Origin of the sequence: Pseudomonas sp. WS 5503, assembly GCF_012985385.1 — a bacterium.
Classification (GTDB): Bacteria; Pseudomonadota; Gammaproteobacteria; order Pseudomonadales; family Pseudomonadaceae; genus Aquipseudomonas; species Aquipseudomonas paracarnis.
In genome coordinates this window covers 382,723-398,028 of sequence record NZ_JAAQWI010000003.1, presented here as the reverse complement: position 1 = coordinate 398,028, position 15,306 = coordinate 382,723, and the positions used below count along the sequence as shown (strand labels likewise).

General features: G+C 62.1%; 10 protein-coding genes. 2 read left to right on the top strand and 8 right to left on the bottom strand.

Annotation, left to right across the window (positions count from 1 at the left end; genetic code table 11):
* Positions 1 to 88 precede the first annotated feature (88 nt).
* The 8 genes from HBO10_RS10870 to glnE form a co-directional block, all read right to left on the bottom strand.
* On the bottom strand, positions 89 to 1,540 hold the full coding sequence (locus HBO10_RS10870) for a lipopolysaccharide kinase InaA family protein (RefSeq protein ID WP_034125619.1): 1,452 nt from the start codon (positions 1,538 to 1,540) through the stop codon (positions 89 to 91).
* The gene (locus HBO10_RS10865; RefSeq protein ID WP_034125618.1) at positions 1,540 to 2,292 is read right to left on the bottom strand and encodes a lipopolysaccharide kinase InaA family protein; all 753 of its coding nucleotides are present in this window, start codon (positions 2,290 to 2,292) and stop codon (positions 1,540 to 1,542) included. Before HBO10_RS10865 ends, HBO10_RS10870 begins: the two co-directional genes overlap by 1 nt.
* Positions 2,289 to 3,023: a lipopolysaccharide kinase InaA family protein gene (locus HBO10_RS10860; RefSeq protein ID WP_003187993.1), complete on the bottom strand. Its 735-nt coding sequence runs from the start codon at positions 3,021 to 3,023 to the stop codon at positions 2,289 to 2,291. Before HBO10_RS10860 ends, HBO10_RS10865 begins: the two co-directional genes overlap by 4 nt.
* Positions 3,023 to 3,829, bottom strand: coding sequence for a lipopolysaccharide core heptose(I) kinase RfaP (gene rfaP / locus HBO10_RS10855; protein ID WP_014716628.1), 807 nt, complete (start codon positions 3,827 to 3,829; stop codon positions 3,023 to 3,025). The genes HBO10_RS10860 and rfaP overlap by 1 nt, the downstream gene beginning before the upstream one ends.
* Complete coding sequence (locus tag HBO10_RS10850; protein ID WP_034125617.1) at positions 3,826 to 4,950, bottom strand: glycosyltransferase family 4 protein; 1,125 nt, start codon at positions 4,948 to 4,950, stop codon at positions 3,826 to 3,828. Before HBO10_RS10850 ends, rfaP begins: the two co-directional genes overlap by 4 nt.
* A complete protein-coding gene (gene waaC / locus HBO10_RS10845; RefSeq protein ID WP_034125616.1) occupies positions 4,950 to 6,011 on the bottom strand; it encodes a lipopolysaccharide heptosyltransferase I in 1,062 nt (353 codons plus the stop codon). The genes HBO10_RS10850 and waaC overlap by 1 nt, the downstream gene beginning before the upstream one ends.
* Before the next feature lies 1 nt (position 6,012).
* The gene (waaF, locus tag HBO10_RS10840; protein WP_032893896.1) at positions 6,013 to 7,047 is read right to left on the bottom strand and encodes a lipopolysaccharide heptosyltransferase II; all 1,035 of its coding nucleotides are present in this window, start codon (positions 7,045 to 7,047) and stop codon (positions 6,013 to 6,015) included.
* A 221-nt stretch (positions 7,048 to 7,268) separates the two neighbouring features.
* Complete coding sequence (gene glnE / locus HBO10_RS10835) at positions 7,269 to 10,208, bottom strand: bifunctional [glutamate--ammonia ligase]-adenylyl-L-tyrosine phosphorylase/[glutamate--ammonia-ligase] adenylyltransferase (protein WP_034125615.1); 2,940 nt, start codon at positions 10,206 to 10,208, stop codon at positions 7,269 to 7,271.
* Positions 10,209 to 10,591: 383 nt separating this feature from the next.
* On the opposite strand from glnE, the gene aceE reads away from it, so the two are divergent.
* Together aceE and aceF are read left to right on the top strand one after the other, a co-directional pair.
* Positions 10,592 to 13,237 carry a pyruvate dehydrogenase (acetyl-transferring), homodimeric type gene (gene aceE, locus HBO10_RS10830; protein ID WP_034125614.1) on the top strand — a complete coding sequence of 882 codons (2,646 nt, stop codon included), beginning with the start codon at positions 10,592 to 10,594 and terminating at the stop codon, positions 13,235 to 13,237.
* 11 nt (positions 13,238 to 13,248) lie between these two features.
* Positions 13,249 to 14,901: a dihydrolipoyllysine-residue acetyltransferase gene (aceF, locus tag HBO10_RS10825; RefSeq protein WP_034125613.1), complete on the top strand. Its 1,653-nt coding sequence runs from the start codon at positions 13,249 to 13,251 to the stop codon at positions 14,899 to 14,901.
* The last annotated feature ends 405 nt before the right edge of the window (positions 14,902 to 15,306 follow it).

Genomic DNA, 15,306 nt, shown 5'->3' with positions numbered 1-15,306 from the left:
TGGACGGGCGCCATCGCGGGCAAGCCCGCTCCCACATTTTGACCGCGTTCACAGATCAAGTGTGGGAGCGGGCTTGCCCGCGATAGGTTTAACTGCCGACACCGGCCTCTTTGGGCAACCGCTGATCAATCACGCGATACAACGCACTGCCTTGCGGCCAGTTACGCATAAACCTTGCACGGTCTTTGGCATAGGCCGACGCAAAGCTGGCAGCGGAAGAGTGCTGACACATCGCATCCAGATCAATCATCGCCCAGTGCCCGTCGCTCCAGAACAGGTTATGGCCTTTGAAATCCCCATGGCTGATGCGCTCGCGGATCAAGTCGGCAAACAACTGGTCCAGCGCCTGCAACTCGCTCTCGGGCGCCTCGCCGCTCTCCACATACGGCGCAAAGCGCTCGATGATGTCCGGCCCAGGCAGGTATTCGGTGACCAGATAGGCGCGGCTGCGCAACCAAAGGAACCGTTTCTCCAGCACCGCCAGCGGCTTGGGTGTGGCGAAGCCCAGGAAGGCCAGGCGGTTGCCTTCGCGCCAGGAGTGCCAGGCGCGGCTCGGGCGCCAGAAGCGCTTGAGCCAATGGGCAAAACCCTTGATGTTGTAGCGCTTGATCACCAGCGGCCGGCCGGCCACGTCGACCTTGGCCACGCTCGCCGCGCCACCGGTCTTGTACAGGTGACCCTGGTCGAGCAACGCATCGGCCTGCTCAAGCACCGGCACCATGGCGGCTTCTTCTTCGCGGCGGATCGCACGCAAGCCAAAAGCGCCGCGCACCACACTGAACAGCGTGCATTCGCGGCCGGTCTTGTCCAGGTAGTCTCTCAAGCGCCAGGCGCTGACTTTACGCACCTGTTTTTCCAGGGCTTGCATTGGCAAGGCGTGTTCGCCGTTGGCCAGCAAGTAATACACCAGCAACTCTTCGGTAAAAGGCTCGAGGTTTTTCGGCAGTTGGGCGAAGAACACACCGAGGTTCTCCAGCACTCGATTGCGCGATAGCGCCTTGCCCGCCTCTTCGACACGAATGCCGGCGCCATCGATCAGATACAGCTTGCCATCCTTACGTAGCAAGTTGTCCAGGTGCAGGTCTTCTTGCCACAGGCCCTTGGCATGCATCTGGGCGATCGCGCCCAGCGCTTCGGCGAGCACAGCGGTTTGTTCGTCCGCCAACGGCGGCAGGTTTTCGACGGCGAGCCAAGCGTCGGACAGGCTTTGGGCCCCCTCGATAAATTCAAACAGCAGCCAACCACCCTCGCCGTCCTGCAAGCCATCGGCCAGCAGCAACGGCGTGGTCAGGCCTTGCTCAGCCAACAGACGCACACCCGTGAGCTCACGCTGAAAATGCCGCGCCGCCTTGCTGCCCACCAATAACTTGGCCAACACCGGGCGACCACGCCACACGGCGGCACCCACGTAGCGCTGCCCCGGCAACACCCGCAGCAGGCTCAGCAATTGCAATTGCCCAGGGCCGGCGGCATCCGCCAGGTCGAGGGTCAGTGGCAGGCTGGGGGTACGCCCAGCCGATTTCAGCTCGGATAAACGCATCAGCGGTTCTCCTTGTGGCTGCGGCGCGCGGTCAGGCGCTGGTGCCAAGTGGACACCAGGGCACCGTCCTCGGGCTGCTCAAGGTACGCCGCCAGCAGTTGGCGCACCTGCGCATCCGACCATTGCGGCGCACGGCGCAGCAGCGGTTCCAGGTCCTTGACCCGGTCACGCCAGCCAAACAACAGCGGGCGGGTTTTCTCCAGGTCGATCAACTGTGCGGCATACCCCTCACCGGCAGGCTGCAGGAAAATATGCTTGGGGTAAAAACAGCCATGCACCTGCCCGACGCTGTGCAGATGACGCGCCAGCTTGCCGCAGGCCAACAGGATCGCACTGTGCTGGGCTGCGCTCAATTGCGCCCACTGCTCCAGCAACGAATCCAGGTCATTCCAGCCATCCAGCGCACGGGTGAGCAGCATCGCCCGGCGCTCACCCTTGACCTTGCGCTCACCGAAGAACGCCGCTTGCAGGGCCGGGATGCCGAGCTTTCGATACAGGCTGATGTTGCGAAACTCACGGGCAAAACTCGGCTCGCCAAACGGCCGGTGCAAGGTGCGTGTGAGGTAGTTGCTCTGGCGTTTGAGGTAGTAGCCCTGCCCCTCAAGCTCCAGGCGATACACACTGCTCCAACCGTCGCCGCTGGTGTTCGGCTCGTCCACCGCATCCAGTTGCTTGGCCCACAGGGCGTCGAAGGTCGCCAGGCCGTTGCGCTCAAGCAGAGCGCGGTCTTCAGCCGCCAGGAAGTCACTCATTCGCGTCCCTCGAAAAACTTCACCACATGGCGAATTCGCTGTTTGTCCGACGCGGTCAGGTGCGCGCGCTGGCGATATTGCAGGTAGAAACGCAGGCGCTGGGTGGCCGACAAGTGATACTTGGCGACTTTGTCCAGGCAGGCCAAGTCCTTGGTGATGCGGTACTTGAGCCAGAAGCCGCGCCAGAAATCACCGTTGGGGCAGTCGATCAGGTACAGGGTGCGCTGGTCGTCCACCAGCAGGTTGCGCCACTTCAAGTCGTTATGGGTGAAGCGGTGATCGTGCATGGTGCGCGTGTATTCGGCGAGCTGGCGGCTGATGCCATCGACCCACCGGGGGTCTTTGAGGCGCTCATCGTGACGCTCGGCCAGCACCGACAGATCTTCGGTCTTGGGCAGTTCACGGGTGATCATGGCGCCACGGTTATAGGCCAGGCCCTTGCGGTCCAGGCCCCAGGCCACCACGTCGGCGGTGGGGATGCCCCACTTGGCGAAACGCTTGAGGTTCTGCCATTCGGACTTCACCCGCGGCCGACCCAGGTAACGACGCAGGCCCTTGCCGGCACCTACGTAGCGCTTGACGTAATAATTGACCCCGCCACGCTCCACCCGAATCACTTCCGACAACGGGTCGCGGGTCAGCCGCTCGCCTTGCAAGGCGAACACCGCGTCCAGGCTTCCAAAGTCATCCGCCAGGGCGGCGTAGGCAGGTTCCAGATTCCAACCCGCCATCAGATTGCATCCCCGTATCGTTGTTTACGCGCATACAGCTTTGCTGCCATGCGTTCCAGCGCAGACAACAGCGCGGTTTGCTCCGCCAGGATCTGGCGCAGCGGCTGCTGGAAATAGGCCTTGAGAAAACGCAGCTTGTCGCGCTGGGTCAAGCCGATCTCCAACGCGGAGTAATACAGGCCGGCCAAGTCTTTGTTGCGCCAGCGCACCGGGATCGTCGCACGCACCTGGGCACGGTGCAGGTCGATCACCGACAGCTTGAGGTTGTCGACACTGATGGGCCGGTCGGTGTGCAGCAGGAAATGGCAGAGGTAGCAGTCACGGTGGTTGACGCCACCGCGGTGCATCGCGCCCACGGTACGCGCCAGCTCAAGGGTCAAGGCATGCTTGATCGCCGGCACGGGCGGTTGCTTGACCCAGTCGAGGGTCAGGTCTTCCAGGCTGATGATGGGGGTCAGTTCCTGGGTGATGATGAACGAGTGCTGGTCGGCCGGGTTGCTGCCTTTTTCACCGAACGCCACGGCGGTCATGGTCGGTACACCAAGCGCCTGCAAGCGCTGGATCGCCACCCACTCCTGGCCCGCGCCCAACACCGGCAATTTGGCAGTAACCAGGTTCTTGAGGATTTCGCCCCAGCCGATCCCACGGTGGATCTTCACAAAATAAGGCTGGCCCTCGACCACCGTACGCAACGTACGGCGAGCGGCCAGCTCGCGGAACACCTGGCCTTCCAGCTTCTCGACCTCGGCGAACGCATCGCGTCCAGCCCAGAGGGTCTTGAAGGGTTCGGCTAGAATCAACTTCATCGGTTTGGCTCCGCCAGAATCAGGTCCGCAGCGTACTGCGGCATGCTAAAGAGGTCGGCCGTCTCGGCGAAGGCCAGACCATTGCGACTCCAGGTCGCACGCGCTTGTGGGTCGTCGAGCATATCGACCAGATACTGGTTGAGCTGGGTTTGCTCGAACGGCTCGTCCAACACCCGGCCGCTCTGGGCCTTGTCGATGTAGAACGCGTAGCCGCACACCTGGCTCACCAGTACCGGGAGGCCGGCGACCACCGCTTCGACCAGCACCATGCCGGCCGCCTCGTTGTACGCGGGGTGAATCAACAGGTCCGCCCCCAGCAGGAAACGCGGAATATCATTGCGGCCCTTGAAGAACTGCACCTGGTCGCCCAGGCCCAGCGCCGCGCTCTGCAATTGGAATACTTTGGGGTCGTCCTGGCCGATTACAAATAGCCGCGTACGTTTCTTCAGCCGCGAGGGCAGTGCGGCCAGCGCCTTGAGGCTGCGGTCGACGCCCTTGGTCTTGAACCCCGAACCGATCTGCACCAACAGCAGATCATCCTCGGCCAAGCCGAATTCAGCGCGGAACTCAGAGCGGATCTCGGCGGCGTTCGGCGGGGCGCGGCGGTCGCGGGCAATACCCGGTGGCAACAGGTGAAAACGCTCGGCCTGGGTGCCGTAATACTGGGTAAACAGCTGTTGCTGATGCTCGGACAACACCATGATCTGCGTCTTGGCGTTTTTATCGAACACGGCGCGCTCGTATTCGGCAAAGTGCTTGTAACGCCCGAACCAGCGATACATCGGGTTGCGCAGGGTCTGGGCCTTGTCCTCGAACACACCGTCGGCGGCAAAGTACAGGTCCAGCCCCGGCATCTTGTTGAAGCCCACCACGCGGTCCACTGGGCGCTTGGCCAGGTCGGCCTGGATCCAGGCGTAGAGCTTTTCGTTGCGGCGGTGGTTGACCAAGGCCTTGACCGGCGCCACCAGCACCTCAAAGCCTGGCGGGATATCACCTTCCCAGATCAGGGTGTACACCCGAATGCTGTGGCCGCGCTGCTGGCATTCCAGGGCGATGCGCATGAAGTCGCGCTGCAGGCCACCGAAAGGAAAGTACTTGTACAGAACAAAAGCCAGTTGCATCAGTGCTGCTCCTCGGCCAGTAACAACGTGCTCAGCCGGCTTGCGACACGCTCAGGGTTCAAGCGCGTGAAGCACAGGGGCGACTCGCGGGCGATGTCGAACCGCCGCAGGTCGTCGGCAGTGGGTTGATAAGTGCACTGTTTTTGCAGGCAAGGCGCACACGGCCAGTCGCTGGCCAAGTGAATCTGGCCCTTGCCGTAGGCACCGGTGAGGCCTGGGTTGGTGGGGCCGAACAGGGAAATGGTCGGCACGTCCAATGCCGCCGCCAAGTGGCCAAGGCCGGTGTCGACGGCCACGCAGGCACGGGCGCTCGCCAAGACACGGGCAACGCCCGCCAGGTTGAGCTTGGGCAACACTTGGGCGTTGGGCAGGCCGAGGGCCAGGCGTTCGGCCCGCGCCTTTTCGGCGGCGTTGCCCCACGGCAGCTTTACGTCCACGCCCAGGCGGCCCATGCGTTCGGCCAGCTCGCGCCAATAGGCTTCGGGCCAGTGCTTGGTGTCCCAGGTAGTACCGTGCAGCAGCAATACGAACGGTTTTTTCGGCGGCAGGCCGAGCAGCTTTTCAACGCTCAGGCCGTAGTCGCCCAGGCGTTGGGGCAGGTCGTAGCCCAGCGCGACGGCGAACAGCTGGCGCAAGCGCTCCACCGCATGCTGCCCACGGGCCACGGCCAGGCGCCGGGAGTAAAAGCGCGCAGCCAGGGGTTCACGCGCAGAATCTTTGTCGAAGCCAGCGATGGGCGCCCGCACATAGCGCGTCAGCCAGGCGCTTTTGAGCAAGCCCTGGGCGTCGATCACCAGGTCGTATTTAGTCGACTGCACCGCCTGCTTGAAGCGCCGCCATTCGCCGCTCTTGACGGTTTGCCAGAGGTTCTTGCGCCAGCGGCGAATCGCCACCGGAATCACCTTATCTACCGCCGGGTGCCAGGTTGGGATTTCGGCAAAGCCTTCTTCCACCACCCAGTCGAACCGAATACCGGGAATCGCCCGCGCTGCATCAGTGAGGGCCGGCAAGGCATGGATCACGTCGCCCAGGGATGAGGTCTTGATTACCAGAACCCGCAACTCAGTGAACCTCGACCACGTCGCCCTGCAAACGCTGCAAGGCATCGGTTACCGGCTGGGGCAGCAACTGGCGCAGGCAGTTGTAGTGGCCGAAACGGCAGGTACGCTCAAAGCACGGGCTGCAATCCAGGCCCAGGCGCACCACTTCGACCTTGTCGGCCAACGGCGGAGTGAAGCCTGGGGATGTGGAGCCGTACACGGCCACCAGCGGACGGTTCAGCGCCGCCGCCACATGCATCAGGCCGGAATCGTTGGACACCACCGAGTCGGCGCACGACAACAGGTCGATGGCCTCAGCCAGGGACGTGTCGCCACTGAGGTTCACCGCTTCTTCACGCAGGCCGGGGATAAGGCGCTGGCGAATGTCTTCACCCACCGAATGATCGTTCTTGGAACCGAACAACCACACCTGCCAGCCTTCGCGGATCTTGGTTTCAGCGACTTTGGCGTAATGCTCCGAAGGCCAGCGCTTGGACTCGCCAAACTCGGCGCCAGGGCACAAGGCCAATACGGGCCGATCCAGGGTGAGGCCGAACTTGGCCAGCGCCGCGTCGCGGGTCACCGGGTCGATCTGCAAGCTGGGGCGTGGGTACGGCTTGGGCAGTTCAGCACCCGGCTCGTAGGCCAAAGCCATAAAGCGTTCGATCATCAACGGGTAACGGGCTTTATCCAGGGTGCGTACGTCATTGAGCAGCACATAGCGAAACTCGCCGCGCCAGCCGGTGCGCTTGGGAATACCGGCAAAGTACGGCACCAGCGCCGACTTCAGCGAGTTAGGCAGCAGGATCGCCTGGTCGTACTGGCCCGCCATGGACTTGCCGATGCGTCGGCGGGTCGCCAACTCCAGGGCACCGTGGCCGAGCGGGAAGCTCAAGGCCTTGCGCACCTCGGGCATGCGCTCAAGGATCGGCCGGCTCCACTCAGGGGCGAGCACGTCGATCTGGCAGTCTGGATAGCGCAGACGCAGGCACTGAAACAGTGTCTGTGCCATCACCATGTCACCGACCCAACTGGGCCCAACGATCAGAATATTCATGTAGTTTCCACAAACGATGCGGGGAGGCCTATGCCTCCCCGCCTCGATAATGACTGTAGATCGCGGTGCGCCAGGGAGCATCTTTATGTGGGAGCTGGCTTGCCTGCGATCGCATCACCTCGGTATCCCTGATAAACCGAGGCGCCTGCATCGCGGGCAAGCCCGGCTCCCACATCAATCCGCATCCCATATAAAAATTGGCGTCGCCAATCAGTCGAGTTTCAATTTAAGCCCAGCGCCTGCCAGATTCGCATCACCTGTCGCCGCTCGTCGGCGAACTGGTCCCCGGCTACCGTACCGGCCTCGTTCTGCAAAGCCTGGCGGTGCGCGGCTGAGCGGTAAGCCTTGTACACTTCTCGCAGCAAATGGGCATCGGCGGCGGGCATCAGCCCGACCTGCTCCAGGCCCTCCAGAATGCGGATATTGTCGGTGTAGCGCAGCAACGATGGATGTTGCGCAGACCACGCCAAAGCCGCGTATTGCACCATAAATTCAATATCGACGATACCTCCGGCGTCCTGCTTGAGGTCGAACAGCGCCGTGGCCTCGAAGGCATTGGCGCTCCTGCCGGCCGTCGTGGCCTTGGTGCCCAGGTTGTCACGCATCTTGGCACGCATCTCGCTGACCTCCTGGCGCAGCTTCTCCAAGTCCCGCTCACGCCCCAACACGTTAGCCCGTACCTGCTCGAACGCCTGGCCCACATCCTGGCTGCCCACCAGTACCCGCGCGCGGATCAGGGCCTGATGTTCCCAGGTCCAGGCTTCATTTTGTTGATACCGATCAAACGCCCCCAGGGAACTCACCAACAAGCCGGATGCGCCGGAAGGTCGCAGGCGCATGTCCACTTCATACAGCTGGCCGGAGTTGGTCTGGGTGGTCAGCAGGTGAATGATGCGCTGGCCCAGGCGTGTAAAGAATTGCGCGCCATCGATCGGCTTGGCACCGTCCGTTTCGGCCTGGGGGTCGCCGTCATGGATAAACACCAGGTCCAGGTCCGAACCATGCCCCAGTTCGATGCCGCCCACTTTCCCATAACCGACAATGATGAACCCAGGATCGCACAGGGTGCCGTCCAGTCGCTGCGGCGAGCCGTGACGGGCGACCGTCTGGCGCCAGGCCAGGGCCAGCACTTGTTCAAGAATCGCTTCGGCCAGCCAGGTGAGGTAGTCGCTGACCTTCATCAACGGCAGGCTGCCGGCGATTTCCGAGGCGGCCACCCGCAGGCGGTGCGCCAGTTTGAAATGGCGCAAGGCTTCCATTTGTTGCTCAAGGTCATCTTCGGGAATGCGCGTGAGGCGCTCGCGCAACTCAGCGGCCAGCTCCGGCGCCAGCGGCGGCTTGAACAAGCGGCCTTCGTTGAGCAATTCATCCAGCAGCAGCGGGAAACGGGTGATCTGCTCGGCGATCCACGGGCTGGCCGCGCACAAGGTCAACAGGCGGCGCAAGGCATCGGGGTTCTCGGTCAGCAGCACCAGGTAGGCCGAACGCCGGGCGACGGCTTCCACCAGCGGCAACACGCGCTCCAGCACGAGGTCCGGGTTGGCATGTTCAACGGCCTGGGCCAGCAGGCGCGGGATAAACGCATCCAGGCGCTCGCGCCCAAGGCGCTGCATGGCGCGCAACTGCGGGCTGGCGCGCAGGCTGGCCAACGCCTTGAGGGCCTTGGGGGCATCGGTGAAACCACCTTCACTCAGTTGACGGCACGCCGCGTCGTCATCCTGGGATTCCTCCCACAGTGGCAACCATTCACCACCGACCACCAATTCGCTTTCTTCGCCTTCTTCCTCATCAGGGTCGGCAATCACCTGGCGAAAGTGCCAGTCCACGCGACCACGCCAGTACATCAGGCGCTCGTGGAACGCGGCCCAGTCACTGAAGCCAAGCATAAAGGCAATGCGCGCCTGGTCTTCGGGGCTGTCCGGCAGCATTTGCGTCTGGCGGTCGGCAATCGCCTGGATCGCATGCTCGGTGTAGCGCAGGAACTCGTAACCGCTGCGCAGCTCGCTGATCACCGCTGCGGGCAAATAACCCTGGCCTTCCAGCGTGCCCAGCACGTTCAACAGCGGGCGTTGCTGCAGGCTGAGGTCGCGGCCGCCATGGATCAGCTGGAATGCCTGCGCGATAAATTCCACCTCACGAATGCCGCCTGCGCCCAGCTTGATATTGTCGGCCATGCCCTTGCGCCGTACTTCCTGCTGGATCAGTTGCTTCATGGTGCGCAGCGCTTCGATGGCCGAGAAGTCCAGATAACGGCGGTAGACAAACGGGCGCAGCATGTCGAGCAGTTGCGCGCCAGCCGCCTGGTCGCCGGCCACCACCCGCGCCTTGATCATGGCGTAGCGCTCCCAGTCCCGGCCCTGGTCCTGGTAGTACTGCTCCAGCGCGTTGAAGCTGAGCACCAGGGCGCCGGCCGAACCGTAGGGGCGCAGGCGCATGTCGACGCGGAAGACAAAACCGTCGACGGTCATCGGGTCCAGGGCCTTGATCAGTTTTTGACCCAGGCGAATAAAGAACTCCTGATTATCCAGGGCGCGCTTCACGCCCACCGTCTCACCGCCCTCGGGGTAGGCGAAGATCAGGTCGATATCCGACGACAGGTTCAGCTCCACTGCACCGAGCTTGCCCATGCCGAGGATGACCATGTGCTGTGCCTCGCCGCTGCGTGCGCCGGTCGGCGTGCCGAACTGGGCGCAGTGGCGCTGGTACAGCCATTGATAGGCCTGGTCGATGCAGGCGTCGGCCATGTCGGACAGATCGCGACAGGTTTGCACCAAGTCGGCCTGGCGTGTGAGGTCGCGCCAGATGATGCGCACCTGCTGGCGCGTGCGTTGGCGGCGCAGCACGCGGCCCAGTTCATCTTCTGTTTCGGCCTGTTGCACGGCACCGGCTATCTGGCTGCATAGCTCGCCGGGCGCAAAGCCGCGGTCCAGCTCGCCCCAGGCCACCAGCTCCAGCAACATCAAAGGGTCACGAACACTCTGTTCAATGACGAAATCACTGGCGGCGCACACGCGAGCGAAGTCGGCCCACCGTTGCGGCGTCCACGCAGAAAGGCCATGATCGTCATCCAGCGCGGCCACCACGTCACGAAATGACTGCTCGGCCCGGTTGGCGTAAGGCAACAGAATGGCCGGCAGTTCGGCCAGCGTTGGAAGGCTCATGGTCTATCCTTGATCGGCGTGTAAATGGCGTGTAGTTGTGAAGGCAAGAGCCATGCTCGGTGAAGGACTGTCGAACAAAGGTTAGAAATAGCTGAAATTAAATTAATCTTGGCAGGCAACATCAAAGTTTCACCTTTTCTTGTTCGCAATAGACCAACAATAACGATTATGCTCACCAGCAAGACCGAGCCATACGCTCAGTCTTGTGTAGTTTTACTACTCGTATATACATTCGAAAGGCTGAAATGGCCGACGATTTGTAGTAAAACTACAGGACGCCGAAGCAACCTTCGGCCATCCAAGAATTTATGTCGTCTGCCCACAAGGCCAGTCGCAAACTTCAGGCAACCGATTCTGGTAGCCTTTCCGCCCTGGAGCAAGCCATGCAAGACCTCGATCCCGTCGAAACCCAGGAATGGCTGGACGCCCTGGAATCGGTTCTCGACAAAGAAGGCGAAGACCGTGCTCACTACCTGATGACCCGTATGGGCGAACTCGCGACCCGCAGCGGCTCGCAACTGCCTTACGCCATCACTACGCCATACCGCAACACCATCCCCGTTACCCACGAAGCACGCATGCCTGGCGACCTGTTCATGGAACGCCGCATTCGCTCGCTGGTACGTTGGAACGCCATGGCGATGGTAATGCGCACGAACTTGAAAGATTCGGACCTGGGCGGTCACATCTCCAGCTTCGCTTCCAGCGCAACCCTGTATGACATCGGCTTCAACTACTTCTTCCAGGCCCCGACCGACGAACACGGCGGCGACCTGATCTACTTCCAGGGCCACACCTCGCCAGGCGTCTACGCCCGGGCGTTCATGGAAGGTCGCATCAGCGAAGAACAAATGAACAACTTCCGCCAGGAAGTCGACGGTCAGGGCCTGTCGTCCTACCCGCACCCTTGGCTGATGCCTGATTTCTGGCAGTTCCCGACCGTTTCCATGGGCCTTGGCCCGATCCAGGCGATCTACCAGGCACGCTTCATGAAGTACCTGGAAGCCCGTGGCTTCATCCCGGAAGGCAAGCAGAAAGTCTGGTGCTTCCTGGGCGACGGCGAGTGCGACGAGCCGGAATCCCTGGGCGCCATCTCCCTGGCCGGCCGCGAGAAGCTCGACAACCTGATCTTCGTCATCAACTGCAACCTGCAGCGCCTCGACGGCCCCGTTCGCGGCAACGGCAAGATCATCCAGGAACTCGAAGGCGTGTTCCGCGGTGCTCAGTGGAACGTGACCAAAGTCATCTGGGGCCGTTTCTGGGACCCACTGCTGGCCAAGGACGTCGACGGTATCCTGCAACGTCGCATGGACGAAGTCATCGACGGCGAGTACCAGAACTACAAGGCCAAGGACGGCGCGTTCGTTCGCGAGCACTTCTTCAACACGCCTGAACTCAAGGCCATGGTTGCCGACCTGTCCGACGACGAGATCTGGAAGCTCAACCGTGGCGGCCACGACCCGTACAAGGTCTACGCGGCGTACCACGAAGCGGTCAACCACAAAGAACAACCCACCGTCATCCTGGCCAAGACCATCAAGGGTTATGGCACCGGTGCCGGCGAAGCGAAGAACACCGCGCACAACACCAAGAAAGTCGATGTCGACAGCCTGAAGTTGTTCCGCGACCGCTTCGACATCCCGGTCAAGGACGAAGAGCTGGAGAACCTGCCGTTCTTCAAGCCAGAGCCAAACAGCGCCGAAGCCCGCTACCTGAGCGAGCGTCGCAGCGCACTGGGCGGTTTCGTACCACAGCGCCGCGCCAACAGCTTCAGCGTACCGACGCCAGACCTGAACACCCTCAAGGCTATCCTTGACGGCTCGGGCGACCGTGAAATCTCCACCACCATGGCCTTCGTGCGCATTCTGGCGCAGCTGGTCAAGGACAAGGAAATCGGCCCGCGCATCGTCCCGATCATCCCGGACGAAGCCCGTACCTTCGGTATGGAAGGCATGTTCCGTCAGTTGGGCATCTACTCCTCCGTCGGCCAGCTCTACGAGCCAGTCGATAAAGACCAAGTGATGTTCTACAAGGAAGACAAGAAGGGCCAGATCCTCGAAGAAGGCATCAACGAAGCGGGCGCCATGAGCTCCTTCATCGCTGCCGGTACTTCGTACTCCAGCCACAACCAGCCAATGCTGCCGTTCTACATCTTCTACTCGATGTTCGGCTTCCAGCGTATCGGCGACCTGGCCTGGGCCGCTGGCGACAGCCGCACCCGTGGCTTCCTGATCGGCGGCACCGCCGGCCGCACCACGCTGAACGGCGAAGGCCTGCAACACGAAGACGGTCACAGCCACATCCTGGCTGCCACCATCCCGAACTGCCGCACCTTTGATCCAACCTACGGCTATGAGCTGGCGGTGATCATCCAGGACGGCATGAAGAAGATGACCGAAGAGCAGCAGGACGTTTTCTACTACATCACCGTGATGAACGAGTCCTACCAGCAGCCAGCCATGCCGGCCGGTGTGGAAGAAGGCATCATCAAGGGCATGTACCTGCTCGAAGAAGACACCAAGGAAGCGGCGCACCACGTACAGCTGATGGGCTCCGGCACCATCCTGCGCGAAGTGCGTGAAGCGGCGAAGATCCTGCGCGACGAGTTCAACGTCGGTGCCGACGTATGGAGCGTCACCAGCTTCAACGAACTGCGCCGCGACGGCCTGGCCGTGGAGCGCAGCAACCGCCTGCACCCTGGCCAGAAACCAGCCAAGAGCTACGTCGAAGAGTGCCTGGCCGGCCGTAAGGGTCCAGTCATTGCCTCTACCGACTACATGAAACTGTTTGCTGAACAAATTCGCCAGTGGGTCCCGTCCAAGGAATTCAAAGTCCTGGGCACCGATGGTTTCGGCCGCAGTGACAGCCGCAAGAAGCTGCGTCACTTCTTCGAAGTCGACCGTCACTTCGTGGTGTTGGCAGCCCTGGAAGCCTTGGCTGACCGTGGTGAGATCGAACCCAAGGTGGTGGCTGACGCTATCGTCAAGTTCGGGATCAACCCGGAAAAACGCAACCCACTGGACTGCTGAGGAGATTTTTTGTGAGCGAACTCATTCGCGTACCTGACATCGGCAGCGGTGAAGGTGAAGTAATCGAGCTGTTTGTGAAGGTCGGCGACACCGTCGAAGCCGACCAGAGCATCCTGACCCTCGAGTCGGACAAGGCGAGCATGGAAATCCCTGCTCCCAAGGCCGGCGTGGTCAAAAGCCTGAAAGTGAAGCTGGGCGACCGTCTGAAAGAAGGCGACGAACTGCTGGAGCTGGAAATCGAAGGCGCTGCTGATGCAGCCCCTGCGACCGCTGCTCCGGCCGCCGCTGCACCTGCACCTGCTGCTGAAAAGCCTGCCGCTGCCGAGGCTGCTCCAGCCCCGGCCGCTGCACCTGCCGCAGCGACCGTCCAGGACATTCACGTCCCGGACATCGGTTCGTCGGGCAAGGCCAAGATCATCGAGCTGCTGGTCAAGGTCGGCGACACCGTTGAAGCCGACCAGTCGCTGATCACCCTGGAGTCCGACAAGGCTTCCATGGAAATCCCATCGCCGGCTGCCGGCGTGGTGGAAAGCATCGCGGTCAAGCTGGAAGACGAAGTCGGCACCGGTGACTTCATCCTCAAGCTCAAAGTACAAGGTGCTGCGCCAGCCGCCGCACCAGCACCAGCACCGGCTGCTGCTCCGGCTGCCAAGGCTGAAGCGGCACCTGCCGCTGCTGCCCCTGCTCCGGCCGCAAAAGCCGAAGCTGCGCCAGCCCCCGGGGCTGCTGCGCCTGCGCCAAGCGGTGCCAAGGTTCACGCCGGCCCAGCCGTGCGTCAGCTGGCCCGTGAATTTGGCGTCGAGCTGAGCGCTGTTGCAGCCAGCGGCCCTCACGGCCGTGTGCTGAAGGAAGACGTGCAGGTTTACGTCAAAGCCATGATGCAAAAAGCCAAGGAAGCTCCGGCTGCCGGCGGCGCTACCGGTGGTTCGGGCATTCCGCCGATCCGTACCGTGGATTTCAGCCGCTTCGGCGAAATCGAAGAAGTGCCGATGACCCGCCTGATGCAAATCGGCGCGGCAGGCCTGCATGCCAGCTGGTTGAACATCCCGCACGTGACCCAATTCGACCAGGCCGATATCACCGACCTGGAAGCGTTCCGCGTTGCGCAGAAAGCCGTGGCCGAGAAGGCCGGCGTGAAGCTGACCGTGCTGCCACTGCTGCTCAAGGCCTGTGCACACCTGCTCAAGGAACTGCCGGACTTCAACAGCTCGCTGGCGCCAAGCGGCAAGGCGATCATTCGCAAGAAGTACGTGCACATCGGCTTTGCGGTCGACACCCCGGATGGCCTGCTGGTACCGGTCATCAAGAACGTCGATCAGAAGAGCCTCCTGCAACTCGCTGGCGAAGCGGCTGCGCTGGCTGCCAAGGCCCGCGACAAGAAGCTCACCCCGGACGACATGCAGGGCGCCTGCTTCACCATCTCCAGCCTCGGCCACATTGGCGGCACTGGCTTCACGCCAATCGTCAACGCGCCGGAAGTGGCGATCCTGGGTGTGTCCAAGGCCACCATCCAGCCTGTGTGGGACGGTAAAGCGTTCCAACCCAAGCTGATGCTGCCACTGTCGCTGTCCTACGATCACCGTGTGATCAACGGTGCTGCGGCTGCGCGCTTCACCCAGCGCCTGAGCCAGCTGCTGAACGACATCCGCACCATCCTGCTGTAAGTCGCAGGGCCTTCCTTTTACCTGGAAGGCCCTTGCCACACCGATTTCCGAGCGCCACGCTCGTACCTCAACCCCGCCACTTGGCGGGGCTTTTTTTGCCTGTCTTTTGTAGGAGCGAGCTTGCTGTGGCGAGGGAGCTTGCTCCCGCTGGAGTGCGAAGCGCTCCCAAGATTTTGGGGCCGCTGCGCAAGCAAGCTTGCTCGCCACACGCAAGCACCCTACCTGCGTCAACGCACCATCGATCACCCCAATTACAGAAATCCCTCGCGCGGCCGATAACAGGCTTATAGCACTTAGCCTTCATCCTCTCTTGTCACTGCGTCCTGCATGATGCAACCTTGCCGCAGTCGACAGTCAAGAGGGCGTGAGCCCAGCGCAGTGCGCATTTTCCCAAGCGAGTTTCCC

Excerpts from the sequence above, each read along its gene's own strand:
- HBO10_RS10870 (WP_034125619.1), bottom strand. The coding sequence starts at position 1,540 with ATGCGTTTATCCGAGCTGAAATCGGCTGGGCGTACCCCCAGCCTGCCA.
- waaF (WP_032893896.1), bottom strand. The coding sequence starts at position 7,047 with ATGAATATTCTGATCGTTGGGCCCAGTTGGGTCGGTGACATGGTGATG.
- HBO10_RS10865 (WP_034125618.1), bottom strand. The coding sequence starts at position 2,292 with ATGAGTGACTTCCTGGCGGCTGAAGACCGCGCTCTGCTTGAGCGCAAC.
- HBO10_RS10850 (WP_034125617.1), bottom strand. The coding sequence starts at position 4,950 with ATGCAACTGGCTTTTGTTCTGTACAAGTACTTTCCTTTCGGTGGCCTG.
- HBO10_RS10860 (WP_003187993.1), bottom strand. The coding sequence starts at position 3,023 with ATGGCGGGTTGGAATCTGGAACCTGCCTACGCCGCCCTGGCGGATGAC.
- glnE (WP_034125615.1), bottom strand. The coding sequence starts at position 10,208 with ATGAGCCTTCCAACGCTGGCCGAACTGCCGGCCATTCTGTTGCCTTAC.
- rfaP (WP_014716628.1), bottom strand. The coding sequence starts at position 3,829 with ATGAAGTTGATTCTAGCCGAACCCTTCAAGACCCTCTGGGCTGGACGC.
- aceE (WP_034125614.1), top strand. The coding sequence starts at position 10,592 with ATGCAAGACCTCGATCCCGTCGAAACCCAGGAATGGCTGGACGCCCTG.